Here is a 23,952-nt window from a genome sequence, read left to right on the forward strand (position 1 = left end):
GAGGCCGGACCCCGACGCGGGCCTGGACGGCCGCCGGTCGCCCGTCCGCACGCGGCGGCCCGGAGCCCGGCCCGCCGCGCAGATCCTTACGACCCGGCGTCGAGCCACCCGGTGGCGGCGCGGATCCGGTCCGGCTCGGCCTCCAGCGCCGCGCCGACCACCACCTTCTCCTCCTTCACGGTCACGTCGGGGACGGACAGGCCGGGACCGGTCAGGTCGGCCGCGAAACCGTCCGCCGTGCCAGCGTCTTCGAACGTGAAGGCGATCGCCTGGGGCCCGAGGTCGATCCGGGACACCTTGGCGGCCTTCGCCAGCACCCGGAGCCTCAGCACGTCCAGAAAGGCGGCCGCGGGCGGCGGCGGCGCGCCGAAGCGGTCGCCGATCTCCTCGGCGAAGCCGTCCACCGCCCCCGCGTCCGACAGGCCGTAGGCCTTGGCGTAGAGGTCGAGGCGCACGTCCGGCTCCGGCACCCAGTCGGGCGGGATGCGGCCGAGATCCACGCCGCGGATCTCCGGCGGCGGCCGTTCGTCGACCGCCTCGCCCTTGGCGCGGCGGAGCGCGACCTCCAGCATGCGCCGGTAGAGGCCGGCGCCGATCAGCTTCACGTGGCCGGCCTGGTCCTCGCCGAAGAGGTCGCCCGCCCCGCGCTGGTCCAGATCGGACGCGCTGATGGCGAAGCCGGCGCCCAGCTGGTCGAGCGCCACCAGGGTCTCCAGGCGCTTCAGGGTCGCGGGCGCCAGCTCGCCGTCCGGGTCGGTCGTCAGGAGCGCCATGCCGCGCCGGGTGCCGCGGCCCACCCGGCCGCGCAGCTGGTGAAGCTGGGCGAGGCCGAACCGGTCCGCGTGCCAGACCAGGATGGTGTTCACCCGCGGCATGTCGAGGCCGCTTTCCACGATCGACGTGGCGAGGAGCACGTCGCCCTCGCCCCGCCCGAATTCGATCAGGGTCCGGTCGATCTCGTCGGCCGGCAGTTTCGCGTGGAGCATCCGCACCGAGAGCTCCGGCGCGATGGCCGCCAGCCGGTCCGCCATGGGCTCCAGGTCCTCGATCCGGGGGCAGACCACGAAGCTCTGGCCGCGTCGCCGCGCCTCGGCGCGCAACGCCTCCGCCGCCACCGTGTCCGACCAGGACAGGACGCGGGTGGCGATCGGCCGGCGCAGGGCCGGCGGGGTCGCCACGAGGCTGAGGTCGGTGAGGCCGGCGAGCGCCGACTGAAGGGTCCGGGGGATCGGCGTCGCCGTCAGGGTCAGCACGTGGACGCCCTTGCCGAGGGCCCGCAGCGCCGCCTTCTGGGCCGCGCCGAAGCGCTGCTCCTCGTCGATCACCAGGAGGCCGAGGTCGGGGATCTCCACGCCTTTGCCGGCGACCGCGTGGGTGCCGACCACCACGCGGGTCGAGCCATCCTTCAGCCCCTCCTTCACGGCCTTGGCCTCCGCCGGCCTGGCGAACCGCGACAGGTGGCCGACGGTCACGCCAAGTCCTCTGAACCGGTCGCGCACGATCGAGTCGTGCTGGCGGGCGAGCACGGTGGTGGGCGCCACGATCGCCACCTGCCGGCCGCTGAACGCGACGGCGGCGGCCGCGCGGAGCGCCACCTCCGTCTTGCCGTAGCCGACATCGCCGCAGACGAGCCGGTTCATCGGCCGCCCGGAGGCGAGGTCGGCGAGCACGTCGTCGATCGCCCTCGCCTGGTCGGCGGTCTCCGTATAGCCGAAACGGGCGGCGAACCGGTCGTAGCGATCCTCCGGCGGGCGGATCACCGGGGCGGTCTCCCGGCTCCGCGCCTCGGCGGCCGCGGTCAGCCGCTCGGCCGCTTCGGCCAGCGCCGCCTCCACCTTGGCCCGCCGCTTGGGCCAGGCCTCGCCGCCGAGCCTGTCGAGGGTCACGGCGTCCGCGTCGGCGCCGTAGCGCCAGATCCGGTCCATGTCGGCGACCGGCACCATCAGCACCGCCCCGCCGGCATACTCCAGCCGCACCGTCTCGCCGGCATCGCCGGCCACCGCCTCCAGTCCCCGCAGGATGCCGAGCCCGTGGTCGATGTGGATCACCGCGTCGCCCACCGTGAAGCCGGCGTCGATCAGCACGGCCTCGGCGGCGGAGCGCTCGTCCCGGTGCCGCCGCGCCCGGCGGCCGAGCACGTCGGCCGCCGCGATCACCGTCACCGCCTCATCGTCGAGCCGCGCCCCGGCGCCAAGATCCACCGTCGCGGCGAGAAGCGACCCGGGCCCGGCAGCCAGCACCGCCGACGCGGTTTCCACCCGCTCCGGCGTGCGGCCGAGGCGGCGGGCGAGCGCCGCCACGTCGGCCTCCTCGCCGGCGATGAGCACCCGGTCGCCCGCCTCGAGGGCCGCGGCCACATGGTCCCGGAACGCCCGGATCCCGTCCCGGCGCGCCGCGAACCGGGGCACCGGCCCCGCCCGTCCGAGTGCAGCGAGAGGCTCGACCGCCGAAAGCGCCCGCTCCACCTCGTCGCGCGGCACGGTCAGCCGGGCGGTGCGCTCGTCCTCGTCGGCCTGGGCGAGAAGCGCGGCCGCGCGCCGTCGCACCGTCGGCTCCGTCCAGACCGTCGCGGCCGGCATCAGGCCGAACAGGCTGTCGAGCCGGTCGTAGAGCGCCCCGAGGCGGGCCTCCGGCACGCTGTCCTCGTCCGGTTCGGCGTCCTCGGGCAGCACGGCCTCGGAGGCGGGCGCCAGCGTCACCGTCTCGATGCCGTTGCTGGTCGTCCGCTGGGTGGCCGGGTCGAACCGGTGGATACCCGCCACCCGGCCGTCGTCGTGGTCGAGCCGGAACGGCTGGGCCTCGCCGGCCGGGTAGACGTCGATCACCTGGCCGCGGACCGCGACCTCGCCGGGCTCGTCCACCCGGTCGTCGAAGGCCCAGCCGGTGCGGGTCAGGAACCGCCTCAGGGCCGCCTCGTCGAACGGCTCGCCCACCGCGAGCGTGAAGGAGGCGGCCGCCATCACGTCGGCGGGCGGCAGCATCTGCACCGCCGCGTCGGCCGTCGTCACCACCATCCGGCCCGTGGTCGCCGGCCGGGCGAGCCGCCGGAGCGCCGCCACGCGCCGGCCCATCACGGCGCGGGACGGAGCCACGGCTTCGCCGGGCGGCACATCCCAACGCGGCAGGAGGATCACCTCCGCGCCGGGCGCAAGGGCGGCCACCGCCTGGGCCAGCGCCGTCGCGCGGGTCTCGTCCGCGGCCATCACCAGGTGCTCGCCGCCGGCGGAAAGGCGGGCCGCCAGCCGCAGGGCGAGCGCCGCGTGCGGGATCGGGCCGGTCGGCCGGGAGCGCGCATCGGGGGCGGCGGGGGCGATGGTCTCGGCCACCCGCGCGGCGGAACTCGGTTCGGATCCGTCTGCCATGAAGTCTCAGCCTTCCCGGGAGCGCTCCGCGGGCCGGCGGTCCCGCTGGCGGGCCCGTCCGGTCGACCGGGCCGCGCTCCGATCTCGTGACGTCCGGAGCTCATGCCGCCCGCGAGGGCCGAAGCCATCGCGGGCATGCGGCCCCGGAGCCCCGGTCAACGTGCGCCGGAACCGCCCGTTCCGTGCCGGCGGACCGGCCCCTCGCCGGCTCCCGCACGAACCGGGCGTCCGGAACCGCCCCCGGCCCGCCACGTTGAGAAGCAACCCCCGCCTCCCCGCGAACGCCAGGAGTCCCCCGTGCCGAACGACCCTCATGCGCTCACCGTGACCCTCAGGGTCAACGGCGAGGAGACGCGGTTCGACGTCGATCCCCGCACCACGCTGCTCGACGCCCTGCGCGACCGGCTCCATCTCACCGGCACCAAGAAGGGCTGCGGCCTCGGCCAGTGCGGCGCCTGCACGGTGCACCTCGACGGCCGCCGGATCGTCTCCTGCCTCACCCTCGCCGTGATGGCGGACGGGGCGAGCGTCACCACCATCGAGGGCCTCGGCACGCCCGATGCGCTCCACCCCATGCAGGAGGCCTTCGTCGCCTGCGACGCGTTCCAGTGCGGCTACTGCACCCCCGGCCAGATCATGTCGGCGGTGGCGCTCCTCCAGGAGGGGCATTGCGGCAGCGACGAGGAGATCCGCGAGCACATGAGCGGCAATCTCTGCCGCTGCGGCGCCTACGCGAACATCGTGGACGCCATCCGGACCGTCGCGGGGGCAACCGACCGAAGCGGCGCCGCCGTCCCCAGCCGCGAGGACGCCTGAGCCATGCGCGCCTTCACCTACGAGCGGCTTGACGCCGCCACCGGCGCCAGCCGCCGCGCCGACCACCCGGGCACCACCTACATCGCAGGCGGCACGGACCTTCTGCAGCTGATGCAGGAGGGGATCGCCCATCCGCGCGCCCTCCTCGACGTATCGCGCGTCGGCACCACCGGCGTCACGGCCCAGCTCGACGGGATCCGGATCGGCGCCGCCACCCGCCTCGCCGACGTGATCGAGGATCCGATCGTGGCCGAGCGGCTGCCCCTGGTCGCGGAGGCGCTCGCCGCCTCCGCGTCGCCCCAGGTGCGCAACATGGCGACGATCGGCGGCAACCTTCTGCAGAAGACCCGCTGCCTCTACTTCCGGGACGTCACGACGCCCTGCAACAAGCGCGAGCCCGGCTCCGGCTGCCCCGCCCAGGCGGGCCAGAACCGGCTGAACGCGGTGTTCGGCGGCAGTCCCCACTGCATCGCCACCCACGCGTCCGACCTCGCGGTCGCGCTCGTGGCGCTCGACGCCGAGGTGATCGTCGAACGGGCGGGCGGCGAGAAGTCGATCCGGCTGGACGACTTCTACCGCCTGCCCGGCGACACGCCCTATGTGGAGACAGCGCTGGAGCCCGGCGACCTGATCACGGCGGTCTTCGTTCCGATCCAGGCCACGAACCTGCCGGGCCGCTACCTGAAGGTCCGCGACCGGGCGAGCTTCGAATGGGCGCTCGTCTCCGCCGCCGTCGCCCTCGTGGTAGCGGACGGCGAGGTGGTGGCGGCCCGGGTCGCCGCCGGCGGCGTCGGCACCAAGCCCTGGCGGCTGCCCGCCGTGGAGGACCGGCTCGTCGGCCGGCCGATGGACGTCCAGACCCTGCAGCTCGCCGCCGAGGCGGCCGCCGACGGCGCCGATCCGCGCCCGGGCAACGCCTTCAAGGTCCCGCTTCTCGTCAACGCCGTCGCGCGCGCCCTTGCGGCCACCGCCGACCAGGAGGCCAACCGATGAACGCTCCAACGCCCGCCATCGGCCAGCCCGTCAGCCGGGTCGACGGTCCCGCCAAGGTGACCGGCACGGCCCGCTACGCCGGCGAGTTCGCGCCGGACGGCCTCGCCTATGCGGCCGTGGTCACGTCCACCATCCCGAAGGGCCGGATCCGCCGGATCGACACGACCGCCGCCGAAACCATCCCGGGCGTGCTCGCGGTCGTGTCGCACCTCAACGCGCCGAGCCTGCCCTACCACGAGATGGAGAAGCGCCCGCAGGTGGATCCGAAGTCGGGCGACCAGCTGCAGGTGTTCCAGGGTCCGGACATCCTCTTCAACGGCCAGCCGGTGGCGGCCGTGGTGGCGCAGACCCAGGAGATCGCCGACGCCGCCGCCAGCTGCATCGGCATCGCCTACGAGGAGGCGGAGGCCCGCACGGTGTTCGATCCGGGCCGCGGCCGGGAGCCGAGCGAGGAGACGGCCAAGGGCGGCCGTCCCGGCGCGTCCGGCCGGGGCGATGCGGACGGGGCGCTGGCGGGCGCCGCCGTCACGGTGGACGCCGCCTACGTGCAGGCGCGCGAGCATCACAACGCCATCGAGCCCCACGTCACCATCGCGTCCTGGGAGGGCGACAGGCTCACCCTCTACGACAAGACCCAGTGGGTTCAGAACGTGGTCGACGAGATCGCCCACGTGTTCGGCATGGACAAGGAGAAGATCCGGGTCATCTCGCCCTTCGTCGGCGGCGCGTTCGGGTCGGCGCTCCGCACCTGGCCGCACGTCACCATCGCGGCGATCGCCGCCCGGATGGCCGGCCGCCCGGTGCGGGTGGAGCTCAGCCGGCGGCAGCTCTACAACGCGGTCGGCTATCGTCCGCATACGGAACAGCGCGTGCGGCTCGGCGCCGACCGGGACGGCAAGCTCACCGCGATCGTCCAGGAGGCCGCCGCCCAGGTGGCCACCTACGAGGAATATGCCGAGACCACGCTCCAGCCGGCCGAGACCACATATTCCTGCCCGAACGTCCGCACAGCCTACCGGCTGGTCGAGATGGACGTGAACTCGCCCTGCCCCATGCGCGGCCCGGGCATCGTCACCGGCCTCTACGCCCTTGAGGCCGCCATGGACGAACTTGCCTTCGAGCTCGGCATGGACCCGGTGGAGCTGCGCCTGCGCAACCACGCGGACACGAACGAGAAGACCGGCCAGCCCTGGTCGTCGAAGGAGCTGCGGACCTGCTACGAGACCGGCGCCGAGCGGTTCGGCTGGGCGAACCGGATCCCCGAGCCCCGCTCCATGCGGGTCGGCACCGAGCTCGTCGGCTACGGCATGGCGACCGCCATCTACCACGCGGACCGGGGCGCGGCCGAGATGCAGGCGACGGTCTTCGCCAACGGCACCGCCGTGATCCGCTCGGCCGCCTCCGACATGGGCCCGGGCACCTACACGTCCATCACCCAGATCGCCGCCGACGCGCTCGGCCTGCCAGTGGACGCGGTCCGGTTCGAGCTCGGCGACAGCGACCTGCCGACCGCGCCGGTCCACGGCGGCTCCATCACGCTCGCGAGCGTCGGCACGGCCGCGTCCGCCGCCTGCGAGGCCCTGAGGGACAAGCTCGACCGGCTGCCGGCCAAGGGCGGCTCGATCGCCGAGACCCTGCGGGCGAACAGCCTCGACCGGCTCGACGCCAAGGGCAAGGCCGCGCCCGGCGAGGAGACCAAGACCCACGCGAGCTCCGCCTTCGGGGCGGTGTTCGTGGAGGTGCGGGTGGACGAGGGCCTCGGCGCCGTCCGGGTCAAGCGCATGGTCGGCGCCTATGACGTCGGCCGCGTGGTGAACCCGAAGATCGCCCGCAGCCAGTGCATCGGCGGCATGATGGGCGGCATCGGCATGGCGCTGATGGAACAGGCCGAGTGGGACGAGCGGTTCGGCAAGGTGATGAACGCCAATCTCGCCGAATACCTCGTGCCGGTCTGCGCCGACACGCCGGACCTCGACGTAGTCTTTGTCCCCGGCGAGGATACCATCTTCAACCCGCTCGGCGCCAAGGGCCTCGCCGAGATCGCCATCTGCGGCGTCGCCCCGGCGATCACCAGCGCGGTCTTCCACGCCACCGGCCGGCGGATCCGCCACATCCCGATCATGGCGGAGCGGGTGATCGGCTGAAGACCGTCGCGGTTGAGGCGATTGCCTCAGCCGTCACCTTTCGGTGAGGCGGACGCTTCGTCACGATCCGGTCCACCTGGATCCTGTATGGAAACGGGCCGGCCTCACCGTTGACCGAGTCCTTGCCCGGCCCGGCCGGCCCGCTCTTCCGATCCGAACGGCTTCGTCCGGGCGGCATCACCTGATCGTCCGCGCGCGGCCCCGGCCCTCCACGCGACCCCCGCATTCGCGGCGGGCCACCGCCCGCCGCCCACGGACCCGACATGGATACCCGACCCGAAACGAACCGACCGGCCGCCGCCGAGACGCTCTCCTTCGCCGAGTTCGTCGGCATCGTCGCCCTCATGATGGGCCTGACGGCGCTCTCGATCGACTTCCTGCTGCCGGCCTTTCCGCCCGTCGCGGACAGCTACGGCATCACCGACACCAACCAGCTCCAATGGCTGGTCTACAGCTACATGATCGGCTTCGCCGTCATGCAGCTTGTCTACGGGCCGCTTTCCGACATCGTCGGCCGCCGGCCGGCCGTCATCGGCGGCACGCTGGTGTTCGCGGCCGGCTGCGTGCTCGCCCTGTTCGCGCCCAGCTTCGCCGTCCTCATCGCCGGGCGCGTGGTGCAGGGCATGGGCGCCGCCGCCGCCCGGGTGCTCGCCGTCTCCATCGTGCGCGACCGGTTCGGCGGGCGGGACATGGCGCGGGTGATGTCGTTCGTGATGATGATCTTCATCATCGTGCCGATCTTCGCCCCGGCCCTCGGCGGGGTGGTGCTGGCCTTCGCCGACTGGCACATGATCTTCGCCGTCATGTTGGGCCTCGGGGCCGTCCTCCTGATCTGGTTCGGCCTGCGCATGCCGGAGACGCTGCACCCGGACTACCGGATGCCCTTCTCGGTCCGGCGGATCGGCGACGCAGCCGTCCGCACGATCACCAACCGCACGGCGTTCGGCTATTCCACCGGCATGGCGCTCATGTCCGGCTGCCTCATGGGATACATCGGCTCGGCCCAGCAGATCTTCGAGACGGAGGTCTACGCCCTCGGGTCCTGGTTCCCGCTCGCCTTCGCGCTGGTCGCCGGCGCCATGGGGGTCGCGTCCTTCCTCAACTCGCGCTTCGTGCCCCGCTTCGGCATGCGCCGGATCGCCCACGGGGCCCTCGTCGGCTACGTGGGCGTCGCGCTCCTGCAGGTCCTCAGCGCCGTCGCGACGGGCGGGCACCCGCCGCTCGTCCTCTTTCTCGTCCTGATGGCGGCGAACAACTTCCTGTTCAGCCTCATCCTGCCGAATTTCAACGCGCTCTCCATGGAGCCGCTCGGCGCCGTCGCCGGCACCGCGTCGTCGCTGATCGGCTTCTACACCACGCTCGGCGGCGCGCTTCTCGGCCTCGCCGTCGGCCAATCGTTCGACGGCACGGTCACGCCTCTCGTGACGGGCTTCCTGGTGCTCAGCATCGCCACCTTGGCCGTCACTCTCTGGACCGAGAAGGGCCGCCTGTTCCAGGCCCAGACGCCGCTCCCGCCCGGCCGCTGAGGCGAAACCGGACCGATCCGGCGGCGTCGGCGGGACGGTCAGGAGGGCGGGGGCGTCTGCTCCGCCGGCCGGCGCGCCCGGCCGGCACGGGCCGCCAGCATCTCGCCCAGCGTCACCGGCCGGTAGCCCCAGGCGTCCACGCCCACGTCGATCTGGCGCGGCACCGCCTTCAGCTTGCCGTGGCTGTGGCCGTGGAGGTCCACCCAGCCCTTGCCCATCTTGTTCCAGGTGCGGAACGGGTAGTGGCAGAGGACGAGCCGGACGCCGTCCAGCTCCATCTCGTGATAGTGCCGCGCGCTCGCCCAGCCGGCGGCCTCCACCGTCTCCGGCCCGTCGTTGTTGCCGATGATCAGGTGCTTGTCGCCATGAAGGACCGCGAGCAGCCGGTCGATCCGCCCAGGCGGGCGGCCGAGCACTACGTCGCCCAGGTGCCAGACCGTGTCGCCGGGCGCCACGCGCTCGTTCCAGGCCTCGATCAGGGCGGCGTCGTGGGTGGCGAGGTCCGGGTAGGGCCGCCGGTCGATCCGCAGCACCCGCGGGTCGGCGAAATGGGTGTCGCTGGTGAACCAGACGGTCATCGTGTCCCCATGTCCGCCCCCGTGTCCGCCCCCGCGGCCCGACCCTCGGCCCGCCTCGCGGGCGGGCTTCGCGCCTCCATTCCTCCGCGCAGCCCGCCTTGCGGGCGGGCTTCGCCCATCCGCCCTCCTGCTCAGCCGGCCTTGCGGGCGGGCTTGGCCTCCGGCGTCTCGTCGAAGGCCTGCTTGATCCGCCGGCGGATCGTGGACTGCCGGCCGGTCGCCTGGATCTTCAGGTTCGTCAGGTCGGTCACGTAGAAGACGTCCACCGCCCGCTCGCCGAAGGTCGCCACGTGGGCGGAGGCGATGTTGAGGTTGAGGTCCGACATGGCCCGGGTGAGGTCGTAGAGAAGCCCGGGCCGGTCGAGGCCCGACACCTCGATCACCGTGAACCGATCCGACAGCGTGTTGTCGAGCGTCACCTCGGTCGGCAGCTGGAAGGCCTTCGGGGCCTTGCGGGACGCCACCCGGCGGGCGACCGCCTCCGGCAGGCGCTCGCGGCCCTCCAGCGTCGCCTCGATCAGGGCGCAGATCCGCTGCGCCCTCCGCTGCTCGTCCGCGTCGTCGGCGAACTCGCGGCCGATCACCATGGTGTCGAGGGCGAGGCCGTCCGTCGTGGTGAAGATCTGGGCGTCCACGATGTTGGAGCCCGCCGCCGTGCAGGCGCCCGCCAGCGTGGAGAGAAGCCGCGGGTGGTCGGGCGCCACCACGGTGATCTCGGTCACCCCCTCGAACGGCTTCGTCTTGAAGGTGGTGGCGAGCCGCCGCCCGGCCTCGTCGGTCCGGCGCAGGAGCGCAGCGTGGTCCACCTTGTCGGCGAGGTCCACCCGCAGCCAGTAGGGCGGATAATGCCGCTCGAAATAGCGCTCGCGCTCGGCCTCGGGCCAGTCGGTGAGCCTCGCCGCCAGCTCGCGCTTGGCAGCCGCCACCCGCTGGCTGCGGGAGAGCTGCGAATGGCCGCCGAGGAGGTAGGGCTCGGTCTCGTAGTAGAGCGTGCGCAGGAGCTGGCCCTTCCAGCCGTTCCACACCCCCGGCCCCACCGCCCGGATGTCGGCGACGGTCAGGATCAGCAGCAGCTTCATCCGGTCGAGCGTCTGCACCACGGCGGCGAAGTCCCGGATGGTCTTGCGGTCGGCGAGGTCGCGCGATTGCGCCGTCATGGACATCACCAGGTGATGCTCCACCAGCCAGGCGGCGAGTTCGCTCTCGCTCGTCGAGAAGCCCATGCGGGCGCCGAGCTTGCGGGCGATGCGGGCGCCCGCGACCGAGTGGTCCTCTGGCCGGCCCTTGGCGATGTCGTGCAGGAAGAGCGCGAAGTAGAGCACCTTGCGGTGCTGCAGCGACTGCATCAGCTCGATGGAGAGCGGGTTCTTATCCGCCTGCTCGCCGCGCTCGATGGAGGCGAGGATGCCGATCGCCCTCAGGGTGTGCTCGTCCACCGTGTAGTGGTGGTACATGTTGAACTGCATCATCGCCACGACCTTGCCGAAGTCCGGGATGAAGCGGCCGAGGACGCCGGTCTCGTTCATCACACGGAGCACGGTCTCGGCGTGGTTCTTGGAGGTCAGGATCTCCAGGAACAGCCGGTTCGCCTCCTCGTTCTCGCGCAGGTCGGCGTCGATCAGGCGCAGCGACCGGGTGATCAGCTTCAGGGCGTCCGGGTGGAAGGCGAGGTCGTGCCGGTCCGCCACGTGGAAGATGCGGACGAGGTTCACCGGGTCGCGGACGAACACGCCCTCGTCCGCCACCATCAGCCGGTCGTGGTCGACGATGAACTGCGGGACGGCGGCGATCGACTTCTTCCGCCGGCGCCCCACCCGGCCGAACATGCGGTCGAGCACCGGGATCGGCTTGGCGTGGGTCTCCTCCAGCGCCGCGCAGAAGATGCGCGTCAGGTCGCCGATGTCCTTGGCGACCAGGAAGTAGTGCTTCATGAAACGCTCCACTGGCGACAGGCCGGGGTGCTCCTGGTACCCGAGGAGATGGGCGATCTCCCGTTGCAGCTCGAAGCCCAGGCGGTCGTCCGGCCGGCGGGTCAGGAAGTGCAGGTGGCAGCGCACCGCCCAGAGGAAGTCCTCGCATTTGTGGAAGCGGTTCATCTCCGCCCGCGAGAACACGCCGAGGCGCACGAGGTCGTCCGTGGTCGGCACCTCGTAGAAGTATTTGGAGATCCAGAACAGGGTGTGGAGGTCGCGAAGGCCGCCCTTGCCCTCCTTGACGTTCGGCTCCACCAGATAGCGCGAGGCGCCCTGGCGCTTGTGCCGCTCGTCCCGCTCGGCGAGCTTGGCCAGGATGAACTCCGGCCCGGTGTCCTTCACCACCTCGGCGGAGAAGCGCTTCACCATCTCGGCGAACAGCGCCTCGTCGCCCCAGATCCAGCGGCATTCCAGGATGGCGGTCCGGATGGTCATGTCGGAGCGGGCGAGCCGCACGCACTCGTCCACCCGCCGGGTGGCGTGGCCCACCTTGAAGCCGAGGTCCCACAGCATGTAGAGCACGTACTCCACCACGCTCTCGCCCCAGGGGGTCTGCTTGTAGGGCAGGAGGAACAGGAGATCGAGGTCGGAGCCGGGGCCGAGCGTGCCGCGCCCGTAGCCGCCCACGGCGGTCACCGTCATGCGCTCGGCCGACGACGGGTTGTCCACCTTGAACACCCGCTCGACCGCGTGGTCGTACACGATCCGGATCACCGTATCGACCATGTGGGACAGGCGGCGCGCGCAGAGGAGGCCCTTGCGGTCCTCCACCAGCAGGGCGCGGGCCTGGTCGCGCCCCTCCTGGGTCACCCGCTTCAGGACCGACAGGATCGCCGGCCTGGGATCGCTGGTGCGGTGGTCCCGGCGCGATCCGGTGAGATCGTCGCACAGGGACGCGATCTCCCGCCGGACGGCGGTCTCGTCGATCAGGACGTCGATGTCGTGGGTCTTGGCCATGGAAGGGTCGTCAGTCCGTCGTCCGTCAAACCGCCGGACCCTACAGTCAGTTGCGTCGCTTCGCCAGAAGGCGCGCCGCAGCCGGGTCACCAAGGCTCGTCCGGCCGGCCTGGCGGATCGCCGTCACCGGACACCCGCGTCAGGCGTCCCTCTCGTCGCCCGGCAGCGGCGCGTCGATGGTGCAGACGAGGCCCTCGCGCTCGAACAGGATCTTCACCGCGCCGCCGAGCTCGCGGGAGAGGCCCTGCTCGATCAGCCGCGACCCGAACCCGCGCCGCGTGGGCGGCGTCACCGGCGGGCCGCCGCTCTCGCGCCACCGGAAGATCAGGTAGCGCCCGTCCGCCCGGCCGTCCACCCGCCAGTCGATGGCGACGCGCCCCTCGGGCTCGCTGAGCGCCCCGTACTTCACCGCGTTGGTGGCGAGTTCGTGGAGCGCCATCGCGAAGGAGAGCGCCGTCTGCGGGCCGAGCCTCACCGAAACCCCCGTCACGTCGAACCGGTCAGCCCCGTGGGGCGCCAGCGCCCCGGCCACCACGGCGGTCAGGTCCGCCCCTTCCCAACGCTCGCGCGTCAGCACGTCGTGGGCCTGGGCGAGCGCCACGATGCGGCCGGTGAAAGCCTCGCGCGCGGTCTCCGTGTCGGTGGTGGATCTCAGGCTCTGGGCCGCGATGGAGTTGACGGTCGCCAGCGTGTTCTTCACACGGTGGTTCAACTCGTTGATCAGCAGCCGCTGGTGCTGCTCCACCTGGTGGCGCTTGGTGATGTCGTCGAACACGGCGAGCACGCCGTCCACCGCGCCGTCGTCCCGGACCGGAATGGCGTTGACGGACAGGATCCGCCGGCTGCCGTCCGCCTGGTCCACGATGGCGTGCTCGAAGCCCAGCACCGTCTCGCCCCGAAGCGCGCGGCTGACCGGGAGATCATCGTCGCGCAGCGGCGATCCGTCCAGGTGCGCGTTGCCCCAGGCGGGCCCGTCGAAGCGGCGGTTCTCGGTCTCGTGCGGGGTCAGCCGCAGCAGCCGGCACGCCGCCTCGTTGGCGAAGCCGATCCGCCCGTCCCGGTCCACCTCCAGAATGCCGACCGGCGAGTGGTCGAGCACCCTCTGGAGCCGCGCGTTGGCGGTCGCCAACGCCTCCTCGGCTCGGTTGCGCGCCTCGGCGCGCTTGGCGAGTTCGCGCGCCGCGCCCGAGATGGCCTTGCCGATCAGGTTGATCTCATGGTTGGTCGTCTCCACGGGCTGGCGCAGCGGCGCCGACTGGCCGAGCGCCACCGCCGAGGCGGCAAGCTCGGTCATCGCGTTGGCGAAGCGCTGGCCGAACCAGATCGCGGCGGCGAGCGCCACCGCCAGCCCGGCGACCGCCGCCGCGCCGAGCCACAGGAAGGTCCGCTTCAGCGGCGCTTCCACGGACGCCACCGACACGCCCACCGCCGAGCGCCAGCCCGTGATCGGCGACCGCACGTAGGCCGACAGCACCGGGATGCCGTCCTTGGTGACGCCCGTCCAGACGCCCTCGGTCCCGGTGGCGCGGAGCCGGAGATCCTCGGTGGCCTTGGTGCCGACGAAGCGTTCGGCCTGACGCGACCGGGCGATGATGGTGTCCTGGCGGTCGATCAGCGCGCCGATCCAGTCGGGCGGCAGGTTCTCCGCCGACAGCACCTCGGTCAGGCGCGTCGCCGGAATCCGCATCACCAGGTGCCGGCCGTTCGGCCGCGTCTCGTCGAGCGGCACCACGATGCCGACCACCGGCGTCGTCCCGTCGTCGTCGACGGCGAGGTCGAGGAAGCGATCGCGCGGCACGGACAAGACGTTGGCGCGCCGGTCCGAGGCCGATCCGGGCGGCCGGCTGTCGATGGCCACGCGGCCGTCCGCCTCCACGAGGATCACCCGCGCCTGGAGGACGGCCGCTGTCGCCGTCACGGCGTCCGTGAGGTCCACGCTGCCGCCCGGCTGGGCGGCGGTCGCCCGGATCAGCCGAAGCCCGTCCTCCAGCGATCGCATCTGCCGGTCGACGGTGGCCGACACCCGGCGCGCCACGTCGAGGGCGAGGCCCTGGTAGCGCTCACGCTCGCTGGTCGCGTAGCTCACGCCGAGGACCGCGGCCGCGGCGATCAGCGGCAGCAGGAGGAGCGCGGTCAGGATGATGAGATGGACGCGCGTGGAGAACGCATGCCGCGCGGGCTTCACCGTCATCACCGCGACCACCTCCGCTCGCGCCGTCACCATGGCGCGACCCCAATGGTGACGAAAGCAAGGTTGCTCGCAAGTAAAAGTTCACATCTGGCAGCAAGGCGCGGGAGACCCGCCCGTTCAGACGTCCCCGAACCCGGACAGCCGGTTCACGAGACCGGTCTCCCAGCCGAGAATCGCCTTCTTGCGGGTGATTCCCCAATGGTATCCGCAGAGGTCGCCCTGGCGGCCGAGCACCCGGTGGCAAGGCACCACGAAGGAGATCGGGTTTCGGCCGACCGCCGATCCCACCGCCCGGGCGGCCTTGGGGTTGCCGATGTGGCGCGCGATGTCCGAATAGGTGGTCGCCTTGCCGAGCGGGATGCGCAGGAGCGTCTCCCACACCCGGACCTCGAAGTCCGAGCCGATGAAGACGAGCCGCAGCGGCCGATCGTGGGACCAGTGGCCCGGGTCGAAGATCTGCCGCGCGAAGGGCGCCGTCACGGCCGGGTCCTGCACGAAGGCGGCGGCCGGCCAGCGCTCGGCCATGTCGGTGAAGGCCTTCGCCTCCTCGCCCGGATCCGCGAAGGCGAGGCCCGCGAGCCCCCGTTCGGTCGCCATCAGGAGCGCCGTGCCGAATGGCGAGGCGTGGTAGCCGTAGGCGATCGTCACGCCGCCGCCGCGCGCCTTGTAGGCGCCCGGGCTCATGGCCTCGTGGGTGACGAACAGGTCGTGCAGCCGCCCGGGGCCGGACAGGCCGACCTCGTAGGCGGTGTCCAGGATGGACGCGCTGTCGTCCAGCATGCGCCGGGCCTGGTCCAGCGTCAGCGCCTGCACGAAGGCCTTCGGCGTCAGCCCGGCCCAGCGGGTGAACACCCGGTGCAGGTGGTTGGGGTCGGTGCCCACCGCGTTCGCGATGGCGTCGAGGTCCGGCTGTTCGCGCCAGGACTCCGAGATCACCCGGATGGTCGCCCGCACCAGCGCGTAGTCGCCGCCGTCCAGCGCCACCGGCTCCGCCATCCGCATCTCCTTGAGCGGGTTCCGCCCTTCCTCCATGAAGGGTCCTGACGAACCCGAGACCGCAAGATCCATCGTCGCTCTCCTTGTCGGATGCAAGGAGGCTAGACCGCGCGCCGGGCTCGGGCCACCCGATTTCCACACGTCCGGCGCGCCGCCCGCCGGCCGGCGGCCATCGGACCGGTCAAGGCCGCTCAGGCCCCCGCCGGCAGCGCGTCCGGGCCGCCCCGCCGGGCGGTGGCGAGCGCCTTGGACAGTGCCTCCGCGAAGGTTTCCCGGTCGGGCGGATTGAGGAAGTCGCCGAGGCCGACGGCCTTGCCGTGGGAGACGAGCTCCATCGCGACGACGCCCTCGTCCTCCAGCCGCGTCACCTGCAGCCGCGCCCAGAGCGGGTTGAGGTGGTGCTCCTCGGTCCGGCCCTTTGGCGACACCCGGACCACGTGCACGTCCGTCACCGACACGTGGACCTCCTCGAAGGCGCGGGCGGCGTCGTAGTTGATGCGGAAGGCCACGTAGACGAGAAGGACGTCGAGGCCGAAGAACCAGAACACCGGCCATGCGCCGATGACCAGGAACATCACGCCCGACACGAAGCAGAGAGCGCCGACCACCAGCATGAGCACGAGGAAGCCCCGCGGTCCGAGCGACCGGTAGGGTGTCAGCCGCGCCGAGAAGAAAGGTGTGTCCGCCGCGGACGGATCCGGGGTGGTCGGATTGTCTGTCGTCATCGGGGACGATTATAGAGGAGGCATGCGCCGCGCAAAGTCCCCCCACGCCGAAGCTTCCGCCCCGTCCGCCGCCGACCGGGCCGATGCGGTCGTCCCACCGGAGGCCGCGCCGGCGGCAGGCCGCAAGCGCGGCCGGACGGCGCCCGCCGGAACGACCCCCGCGAAGACCGCGAAGGACGGCTCTCCCGGAAAGGCGCGCCCTGCGCGGGTGCGCAAGCCGAAGGCGGTCTATTCGCCGGAGGAGGTGGAGGCCATCTTCGCCCGCTTCCGCGCCGCGGAGCCGGAACCGAAGGGCGAGCTGGAGCATGTGAACGCCTTCACGCTCCTGGTCGCGGTGGTGCTCTCCGCCCAGGCCACCGACGCGGGCGTCAACAAGGCCACCCGGGCGCTCTTCGCCGTCGCCGACACGCCGGAGAAGATGCTCGCCCTCGGCGAGGAGAAGGTGCGCGACCACATCAAGACCATCGGCCTCTTCAACACCAAGGCCAAGAACGTGATCGCCCTTTCCGAAGCGCTCGTGCGCGACCACGGCGGCGCGGTGCCGGCGGACCGGGCGACGCTGGAGACGCTGCCCGGCGTCGGCCGCAAGACCGCCAACGTGGTGCTGAACATGGCCTTCGGCCAGCCCACCTTCGCGGTGGACACGCACATCTTCCGCCTCGGCAACCGCCTCCTGCTGGCGCCCGGCAAGACGCCGCTGGAGGTGGAGCTCGCCTTCGAGAGGATCGTCCCGGAGCCCTACAAGCTCCACGCCCACCACTGGCTCATCCTGCACGGGCGCTACGTCTGCAAGGCCCGCAAGCCGGAATGCGAGCGTTGCGTCATCTATGATCTTTGTAAAAGTCCGGACAAACGACTCGTCATACATGAACCGGACCCGCACTGAATAAACGATCGTGATCGGCTTAGGGTTCCTACGGACATGACATCAATTACGATGTCAATTCTGCATTAAGCTTCGACTTGCATGCTCCTCATGCGTCTTCGGAGCCACCGAGTTCCAGAGTATCCGGATGGTCGGGGTCCATCGGGACTTTGCGGTGCCGACGAGGAATTGTGAGCATCGGGGGATTCCATGACAGTCCTTGACATATCGCGCCAGGTAAGCGCCTTCAGCATCGGCCCGCAGGAGCGGGCTCTCCTCGACAGCCTCAAGCCCGTGATCTCCAGCAACCTGGAAAGCATGCTCCTCCGCAGCCGGGAGCGGTTCTCCGCCTGGCCGGAGATCGTCGCGGCCCTGTCCGAGCCGGACGTCCACCATGTCCGGCGCGAGCACTGGAACCGGGCGCTCAGCGGCGAATACGGCAGCGACTTCGTCCGCTCGGCGCTCACCTTCTCGGCGACCTTCCTGAAGAAGAACATCCCGTCCTACAGCATCATCCTCTGTCATCACGCCATGCTGGAAGTGGCCCGGCCGCTGATCCACGCCAGCCTCGACACCGGCCGGCGGCTGTTCGGCTCGCGCACCGTGGACGCCGACAGAGCCTTGGAGGTGATGGCGCGCGCCGCCTGGCTGGACGTCGAGGTGCTCCTGGAGGCCTATACGATCGCCGGCGTGGAAGCCCGAAGGGAGTTTCTCGGCCGGCTCGCCGACGATTTCTCCCAAAAGGTGCTGACGCTGGTGGACGGGGTCGCCGGGTCCGCCCGCGAGATGGAGCAAACGGCCCGCGCCATGACCGAAACGGCGGAGTCCACGTCCAAGGTCTCCACCGCCGTCGCGGCCGCGGCCCAGCAGGCGTCCGCCGGCGTGGAGATCGTCGCCGGCTCCACGGAGGAGCTCGGCAAGTCGGTCCGCGAGATCGCCGAGCAGGTCAGCCGCTCGGCGCACGTCGCCGCCGAGGCGGTCGCCCACGCCAACACCACCAGCGGCACCATCCTGACGCTCTCGCAGGCCGCGGACCGCATCGGCCAGATCGTCGGCCTCATCGCCGACATCGCGTCCCAGACCAACCTCCTCGCCCTCAACGCCACGATCGAGTCCGCCCGCGCCGGCGAGGCGGGCCGGGGCTTCGCCGTGGTGGCGGCGGAGGTGAAGGGCCTAGCCGGCCAGACCTCCGGGGCGACCGGCGAGATTTCCCGGCAGATCCAGGAGATGCAGTCGATCACCGCCACGGTGGTCAACTCGATCGAGACGATCCGGGGCGTGATCGAGAAGATGAACCAGGCGTCGATCACCATCTCCACCGCCGTGGAGGAGCAGGCGCAGGCGACCCGCGAAATCGCCGCCACCACCCAGCAGACCGCCAACGGCACCGCCGAGGTCACCGCGCGCATCGTCGCCGTTGAGGAGGCCGCCCGGGACACTGGCGCCGCCGCCTCCCAGGTGCTGAGCTCCGCCACCGCGCTCGGCAACGACGCCGCCACGCTGAAGGACGAGGTCGCCCGCTTCCTCGCTTCCATCCGCATGGCGGCCTGAGGGCCGTCGGCAGAGAAGCGGCCGGCCCGGCGTTCAACCGGCCGGCCGCCTGCCTTGGCGCTCAGCCGATGGCGTCGAAGGCCGCGAAGGCCGCCATGTTGACGATGTCGCTGTCCTGGCTGCCGAGCGGCATGATCTGCACCGGCTTGTCGAGGCCCACGAGGAGCGGCCCGATCACCGTGGCCGAACCCAGTTCCTGCAGCATCTTGGTGGCGATCGAGGCCGAGTGGAAGGCCGGCATCACCAGCACGTTCGCCGGCCCGGTCAGGCGGCAGAACGGGTAGAGCGCCATCTTGTCCGGGTTGAGGGCCACGTCGGCGGCCATCTCGCCGTCGTACTCGAAGTCCACCCGCTGCCCGTCCAGGATCTGCACCGCCTCGCGCACCCGGGCGGACCGCTCGCCCTCCGGATGCCCGAAGGTGGAGAAGGCCAGCATGGCGACGCGCGGCTCGTGGCCGAGCCGGCGGGCGAAGCGGGCCGCCTGCACGGCGATGGCGGCCAGTTCCTCCGCCGTCGGCATGTCGTGCACCGCCGTGTCGGCGATCAGCACGGTCCGGCCGCGGCAGAGCGCGATGGAGACGCCGATCACCCGCTGGCTGGGCTTGGCGTCGATCACCCGGCGCACCTCCTCGAGCACGACCGAATAGTTGCGCGTCACGCCCGACACCATGGCGTCCGCGTCGCCCATGGCCACCGCCACCGCGCCGAAGAAGTTGCGGTCGGTGTTGACGAGGCGCACGCAGTCGCGATGGAGGAAGCCCTTGCGCTGCAAGCGGGCGTAGAGGAAGTCCGCGTAGTCCTTGGTGCGGCTGGAGAGCCGGGCGTTGCGGATCTCCAGGCCCTCCCGGCCGACGTCGATGCCGGCCGCCGTCGCCGTGGCGCGGATCTGGTCCTCGCGGCCGACCAGGATGGCGGTGCCGAGCCCCTGGGCGGCGAAGCTCGCGGCGGCGCGCATCACCTGCTCCTCCTCGCCCTCGGCGAACACCACGCGCCGGGGCCGCTGCTTCACCTTGGCGAAGATGCGCTGCAGGGTGCCGGCCGCCGGGTCGCGCCGGGCGGAGAGCTGGTGCCGGTAGTGTTCCCAGTCGACGATCGGCCGCCGGGCCACCCCCGTGTCGATCGCCGCCCGGGCCACCGCCTCCGGCACGGTGGAGATGAGGCGCGGGTCGAACGGCACCGGGATGATGTAGTCGCGCCCGAAGCGCGGCCGGATGCCCCGGTAGGCGGCCGCCACCTCGTCGGGCACGTCCTCGCGGGCGAGAAGCGCCAGCGCCTCGGCGGCGGCGATCTTCATCCGGTCGTTGATGGTGGTCGCCCGCACGTCGAGGGCGCCGCGGAAGATGTACGGGAAGCCGAGGACGTTGTTCACCTGGTTCGGATAGTCCGACCGGCCGGTCGCCACGATGGCGTCCGCCCGGATGGCGCGCGCCTCTTCCGGGGTGATCTCCGGGTCCGGGTTCGCCATCGCGAAGATGATCGGGTCCGGCCCCATGGAGCGCAGCATGTCGGCGGTGAGCGCGCCCTTCACCGAAAGGCCGAAGAACACGTCCGCGCCGACCAGCGCCTCCTCCAGGGTCCGGGCGTCGGTCTCCACCGCGTGGGCGGACTTCCACTGGTTCATGCCCTCGGTGCGGTCCTTGTGGACCACGCCCTTGGTGTCGCAGAGGATGACGTTCTGGTGCGGCATGCCCATCGCCTTGACGAGCTCGATGCAGGCGATGCCCGCCGCGCCCGCGCCGTTGCAGACGAGGCGCGCGGTCCTGATGTCCCGCCCCGTCAGGTGCAGGGCGTTGATCAGGCCGGCGGTCGCGATGATGGCGGTGCCGTGCTGGTCGTCGTGGAAGACCGGAATGTCCATCAGCTCGCGCAGGCGGCTCTCGATGATGAAGCACTCCGGCGCCTTGATGTCCTCCAGGTTGATGCCGCCGAAGGAGGGGCCGAGGTAGCGCACCGCGTTGACGAACTCGTCCACGTCCTCGGTGTCGAGCTCCAGGTCGATGCTGTCCACGTCGGCGAAGCGCTTGAAGAGCACCGCCTTGCCCTCCATCACGGGCTTCGACGCCAGCGGCCCCAGGTTGCCGAGGCCCAGGATGGCGGTGCCGTTGGAGATCACCGCCACCATGTTGCCGCGCGCCGTGTAGTCGAAGGCGAGCGACGGGTCCTCGGCGATCTTGCGCACCGGCACGGCGACGCCCGGCGAATAGGCGAGCGACAGGTCGCGCTGGGTCGCCATGGGCTTGGTCGGCATGATCTCCAGCTTGCCGGGCCGCCCCTGCGCGTGGAAGAGCAGCGCCTCCTGCTCGGTGAAGCTCAAGGTCTTCTTGTCGTCCGCCATGCCCGCCCCAATGGTCTCCGGCCGCGCGCGGCCCAGGAAAAAGGTGGCGGACCATACGCGCCCGATCGACTTCCCTCAACGGGTCCGAAAGGACGGGGACGTTTCCCCGCAAGGACACATGGAGCGGCCGGCGGCAGGCGAGAACCACCCTCCCCCTCGCGGGGAGGGTCGCACGCGAAGCGTCCGGGGTGGGGCCGGCGGCCATCGAGCCCGACCGACCGTCACCTCCTACCGGTCGATCACCAGGTCGCTCGTGGGCTTGGAGCAGCAGGGCAGGAACAGGCCGGCGTCGATCTCGCGCTGGCGGATGCCGCCCTTGTGGGTCATCTCCACCGTGCCGGACACGAGCTTGGACTTGCAGGTGCCGCAAAGGCCGGCGGTGCAGGAGGCCGGCAGCCGGACGCCGGCTTCGCGGGCGGTGGCGAGCACGAACTGGTCGGCGCGCACCGGCACGGTCTGGCCGATCTTCTGGAAGGTGACGCTGTAGGTCGGCACCGCCGGGGCGGCCTCCTCCGCGGCGATCACCTCGGCGGCCACCGCCGGCTCGTCGGCCGTGAGGGTGGCGAAGTCGAAGCTTTCCTGGTGCCAGGCGGCGTCCGGCAGGCCGAGGCCGGAGAGGACGCCGCGGGCGGCCTTCATGAACGGATCCGGCCCGCAGCAGTAGACCTGCCGCTCGGCCGCGTCCGGCACCACCAGCCGCAGATAGTCGGCCGAGAGCCGGCCGAGCGGGCCGGACCAGCCCGGCTCGCCCTCCGCCCGCTCCGGCAGGTGGACCACCCGGAAGCCCGGCAGCCGGGCGGCGATCAGGTCCAGCTCGGCACGGAAGATGATGTCCTTCGGCGTCCGGGCGGCGTGGAAGAAGACGACGTCCACGGGCCGGCCCACGTCAGCGAAGGCGCGGCTCATGGACATCAGCGGCGTGATGCCGGAGCCGCCGGAGAGGAAGAGATACTTCTCCGCCGGGGCCGCATCCGCGCAGGTGAAGTCGCCCATGGGGCCGACGGCCCGCACGGTCATGCCGGGCTTCAATGTGTCGTGCAGGTGGTTGGACACAGGGCCACCCGGCACCCGCTTGACGGTGATCGACACCGTGTGCGGGCGGAGCGGAGAGGACGCGAGCGTGTAGCAGCGGTTCACCGTCTCGCCGCCCACGTCCACGTCGAAGGTCAGGAACTGGCCCGGCTTGTAGGCGAACCGGCGCGGCTCCGGCGCGGCGAAGACGAAGGTCTTCACATCGTGAGTCTCATCGACCACGGCGACGCAGACGAGGCGGTCATCGGCCTCCGCGTCCCAGACGGGGCCATCAGGGGCGAGATGCGGTGCGAGGTCGACGGGTGTGGCCATGCGGGGCGGGACTCGGGGACGTGTAAGGGTGAACGAGGGCGTCGGCGTTTGTGGCTGCCGGCCCCCTCTCCGGCTCTCTCTCGCAAGGGGGGAGAGGGGCGGTAGGCGGTTCCGGCGCTCCGGCGGCGAGGCGCTCGCCACCGGGCCATAACCAGCGGATGGAAGCGACCGAGGGCGCATCTCGGCCTGTCCGGGGACAGGCGCCGGGTCCGGCGGTCGTCGCTCAGCCGAGATAGGCGGAGAGGCGGCCGGTGTACCAGGCGACGAACTTCTCCACGAGCCCCTCGGTGTAGGGGCTGTAGGGGCCGGGCTCGTAGGCCGGGCTCTTCACGCCCGAATGCTGGATGCCGACGAGGTCGCCGTCCTGGGCGTTGGTGGCGATCCAGACTTCCGTGAGGCGCTTCAGGTCGTAGTCCACCCCTTCCACCGCGTCCTTGTGGACGAGCCACTTGGTGCGCAGCAGCGTGCGGTCCGGCGACAGCGGGATCACCGAGAAGGTGACGATGTGGTCGGCCATGAAGTGGTGCCAGCTGTTCGGCTGGGTCCAGAAGGACAGGCCGCCCATCCTCGGGTTGGTGAGGGTGCCGAGAAGCTTCGTCGACGCCGCCTTGGTGTCGAGGGTCTGGCTCTCGCCGGCCCGGTCGATCGGCAGGCGCTCGGTGCGGAAGCCGGTCACCCGGTCGGCGAGATGCTCGATCTCCCGCGACGGGAAGCCGGCGCCTTCCCACTCGCCGTGCAGGTCGGTGACCATGCAGGCGTAGCGGTTGGCCTCCTTGGCCTTCGCCTCGTCCATGCTCTCCGGCGAGAAGCCGAAGCCGTACTCGAACAGCGGCACGGTGAGTTCCGGATGATTGCCCGCGCAGTGGTAGCACTCGCGGTTGTTCTCCATGGTGATCTTCCAGTTGCCTTCCTCGATGAGGTCGGTCTGGTAGGCCACCTTGGCGTCGCGGATCGCGTGCGGGGCGAGGTAGGGGCCCATGGCGGCCGCCATCTCGTCGATGTCCGTCGGGGGCGTGTCGGCGAGGCAGATGAAGAGCAGGCCCTCCACCGACTTCAGGTGCACGGGCTTCAGCCCGTGGCAGGACGTGTCGAACTCCGGACCCATGTGCTCGGCGTGGAGGAGCGGGCCGTCCAGGTCGTAGGTCCAGGCGTGGTACTTGCAGACGAGCTTGCCGACGGAGGTCTTCTCGTCGTGGACGAGTCGCGCCCCGCGATGCCGGCAGACGTTGTGGAAGGCCCGGATCACCCCGTCGTCGCCGCGCACGATCAGGATGGACGCGCGGTCGATGTCGACCACCATCACGTCGCCCTCGAAGGGCACGTCCGGCTCGACGCCCACGTAGATCCAGTGGCGGAAGAAGATCGCCTCGATGTCGAGGTCGAAGATCTCCGGGCTCGTGTAGAACGGGGCCTCCAGGCTGTGGCCGGGACGGCGGCGGGCGAGGAGGACGCGAGGGGATTCGGGGCTGCGGTCGAGCATCGGGCGGATCTCCGGCCGGTCCGCTCAGGGGGCCGGCGCTGCCAGACATTTGGTCACGACGGCTGGGCGGCGACTTGTCGGAATGCGACATTTCTGTCGCGTCCGAACCGACATGT

The 23,952-nt window shown here is 71.5% G+C and carries 15 protein-coding genes; 6 read left to right on the forward strand and 9 right to left on the reverse strand.

The features are described 5' to 3' along the window. Positions 1-86 precede the first annotated feature (86 nt). A complete protein-coding gene (locus HND91_RS09225; protein WP_181706271.1) occupies positions 87-3,362 on the reverse strand; it encodes a helicase-related protein in 3,276 nt (1,091 codons plus the stop codon). Positions 3,363-3,659: 297 nt separating this feature from the next. Between HND91_RS09225 and HND91_RS09230 the strand changes: the two genes are divergently transcribed. The 4 genes from HND91_RS09230 to HND91_RS09245 all read left to right on the forward strand — a co-directional run bounded on the left by HND91_RS09230 (position 3,660) and on the right by HND91_RS09245 (position 8,841). Then, complete coding sequence (locus tag HND91_RS09230; RefSeq protein ID WP_425485427.1) at positions 3,660-4,178, forward strand: (2Fe-2S)-binding protein; 519 nt, start codon at positions 3,660-3,662, stop codon at positions 4,176-4,178. A 3-nt stretch (positions 4,179-4,181) separates the two neighbouring features. After that, positions 4,182-5,171, forward strand: coding sequence for an FAD binding domain-containing protein (locus HND91_RS09235; RefSeq protein WP_181706273.1), 990 nt, complete (start codon positions 4,182-4,184; stop codon positions 5,169-5,171). Next, complete coding sequence (locus HND91_RS09240; protein ID WP_181706274.1) at positions 5,168-7,315, forward strand: xanthine dehydrogenase family protein molybdopterin-binding subunit; 2,148 nt, start codon at positions 5,168-5,170, stop codon at positions 7,313-7,315. Before HND91_RS09235 ends, HND91_RS09240 begins: the two co-directional genes overlap by 4 nt. 263 nt (positions 7,316-7,578) lie before the next feature. Further along, on the forward strand, positions 7,579-8,841 hold the full coding sequence (locus tag HND91_RS09245) for a multidrug effflux MFS transporter (RefSeq protein ID WP_181706275.1): 1,263 nt from the start codon (positions 7,579-7,581) through the stop codon (positions 8,839-8,841). Positions 8,842-8,879: 38 nt separating this feature from the next. Here HND91_RS09245 and HND91_RS09250 read toward each other — a convergent pair whose 3' ends face one another. The 5 genes from HND91_RS09250 to HND91_RS09270 form a co-directional block, all read right to left on the reverse strand. Further along, positions 8,880-9,419: a metallophosphoesterase family protein gene (locus HND91_RS09250; protein WP_181706276.1), complete on the reverse strand. Its 540-nt coding sequence runs from the start codon at positions 9,417-9,419 to the stop codon at positions 8,880-8,882. Between the two features lie 131 nt (positions 9,420-9,550). Further along, a complete protein-coding gene (locus HND91_RS09255; RefSeq protein WP_181706277.1) occupies positions 9,551-12,349 on the reverse strand; it encodes a [protein-PII] uridylyltransferase in 2,799 nt (932 codons plus the stop codon). A 139-nt stretch (positions 12,350-12,488) separates the two neighbouring features. Further along, positions 12,489-14,573: a sensor histidine kinase gene (locus tag HND91_RS09260; RefSeq protein ID WP_181706278.1), complete on the reverse strand. Its 2,085-nt coding sequence runs from the start codon at positions 14,571-14,573 to the stop codon at positions 12,489-12,491. A gap of 84 nt (positions 14,574-14,657) precedes the next feature. Then, positions 14,658-15,542 carry a methylated-DNA--[protein]-cysteine S-methyltransferase gene (locus tag HND91_RS09265; RefSeq protein WP_210272649.1) on the reverse strand — a complete coding sequence of 295 codons (885 nt, stop codon included), beginning with the start codon at positions 15,540-15,542 and terminating at the stop codon, positions 14,658-14,660. Positions 15,543-15,727: 185 nt separating this feature from the next. After that, entirely contained in the window at positions 15,728-16,261 is a 534-nt protein-coding gene (locus tag HND91_RS09270) for a DUF2244 domain-containing protein (RefSeq protein ID WP_181706279.1), read from the reverse strand. A 22-nt stretch (positions 16,262-16,283) separates the two neighbouring features. Here HND91_RS09270 and nth point away from each other — a divergent pair, with 22 nt between their 5' ends. Further along, the gene (nth, locus tag HND91_RS09275) at positions 16,284-17,147 is read left to right on the forward strand and encodes an endonuclease III (protein WP_181706280.1); all 864 of its coding nucleotides are present in this window, start codon (positions 16,284-16,286) and stop codon (positions 17,145-17,147) included. Between the two features lie 189 nt (positions 17,148-17,336). Continuing rightward, positions 17,337-18,677: a globin-coupled sensor protein gene (locus HND91_RS09280; RefSeq protein WP_181706281.1), complete on the forward strand. Its 1,341-nt coding sequence runs from the start codon at positions 17,337-17,339 to the stop codon at positions 18,675-18,677. A gap of 61 nt (positions 18,678-18,738) precedes the next feature. Here HND91_RS09280 and HND91_RS09285 read toward each other — a convergent pair whose 3' ends face one another. The 3 genes from HND91_RS09285 to HND91_RS09295 all read right to left on the reverse strand — a co-directional run bounded on the left by HND91_RS09285 (position 18,739) and on the right by HND91_RS09295 (position 23,836). Then, positions 18,739-21,012, reverse strand: coding sequence for an NADP-dependent malic enzyme (locus HND91_RS09285; protein ID WP_181706282.1), 2,274 nt, complete (start codon positions 21,010-21,012; stop codon positions 18,739-18,741). A gap of 228 nt (positions 21,013-21,240) precedes the next feature. Beyond that, positions 21,241-22,356 carry an FAD-binding oxidoreductase gene (locus tag HND91_RS09290; RefSeq protein WP_181706283.1) on the reverse strand — a complete coding sequence of 372 codons (1,116 nt, stop codon included), beginning with the start codon at positions 22,354-22,356 and terminating at the stop codon, positions 21,241-21,243. A 223-nt stretch (positions 22,357-22,579) separates the two neighbouring features. Next, positions 22,580-23,836 carry an aromatic ring-hydroxylating oxygenase subunit alpha gene (locus HND91_RS09295; protein ID WP_181706284.1) on the reverse strand — a complete coding sequence of 419 codons (1,257 nt, stop codon included), beginning with the start codon at positions 23,834-23,836 and terminating at the stop codon, positions 22,580-22,582. Between the last annotated feature and the right edge of the window lie 116 nt (positions 23,837-23,952).

Source organism: Chthonobacter rhizosphaerae (genome assembly GCF_013839525.1).
Classification (GTDB): domain Bacteria; phylum Pseudomonadota; class Alphaproteobacteria; order Rhizobiales; family Pleomorphomonadaceae; genus Chthonobacter; species Chthonobacter rhizosphaerae.

Coding starts and splice junctions, on each gene's coding strand:
- HND91_RS09245 (WP_181706275.1), top strand. CDS start 7,579: ATGGATACCCGACCCGAAACGAACCGACCGGCCGCCGCCGAGACGCTC.
- HND91_RS09265 (WP_210272649.1), bottom strand. CDS start 15,542: ATGCGGATGGCGGAGCCGGTGGCGCTGGACGGCGGCGACTACGCGCTG.
- HND91_RS09280 (WP_181706281.1), top strand. CDS start 17,337: ATGACAGTCCTTGACATATCGCGCCAGGTAAGCGCCTTCAGCATCGGC.
- HND91_RS09290 (WP_181706283.1), bottom strand. CDS start 22,356: ATGGCCACACCCGTCGACCTCGCACCGCATCTCGCCCCTGATGGCCCC.
- HND91_RS09260 (WP_181706278.1), bottom strand. CDS start 14,573: ATGGTGACGGCGCGAGCGGAGGTGGTCGCGGTGATGACGGTGAAGCCC.
- HND91_RS09270 (WP_181706279.1), bottom strand. CDS start 16,261: ATGACGACAGACAATCCGACCACCCCGGATCCGTCCGCGGCGGACACA.
- HND91_RS09235 (WP_181706273.1), top strand. CDS start 4,182: ATGCGCGCCTTCACCTACGAGCGGCTTGACGCCGCCACCGGCGCCAGC.
- HND91_RS09240 (WP_181706274.1), top strand. CDS start 5,168: ATGAACGCTCCAACGCCCGCCATCGGCCAGCCCGTCAGCCGGGTCGAC.
- HND91_RS09285 (WP_181706282.1), bottom strand. CDS start 21,012: ATGGCGGACGACAAGAAGACCTTGAGCTTCACCGAGCAGGAGGCGCTG.
- HND91_RS09250 (WP_181706276.1), bottom strand. CDS start 9,419: ATGACCGTCTGGTTCACCAGCGACACCCATTTCGCCGACCCGCGGGTG.
- HND91_RS09295 (WP_181706284.1), bottom strand. CDS start 23,836: ATGCTCGACCGCAGCCCCGAATCCCCTCGCGTCCTCCTCGCCCGCCGC.
- HND91_RS09255 (WP_181706277.1), bottom strand. CDS start 12,349: ATGGCCAAGACCCACGACATCGACGTCCTGATCGACGAGACCGCCGTC.
- HND91_RS09225 (WP_181706271.1), bottom strand. CDS start 3,362: ATGGCAGACGGATCCGAACCGAGTTCCGCCGCGCGGGTGGCCGAGACC.
- nth (WP_181706280.1), top strand. CDS start 16,284: ATGCGCCGCGCAAAGTCCCCCCACGCCGAAGCTTCCGCCCCGTCCGCC.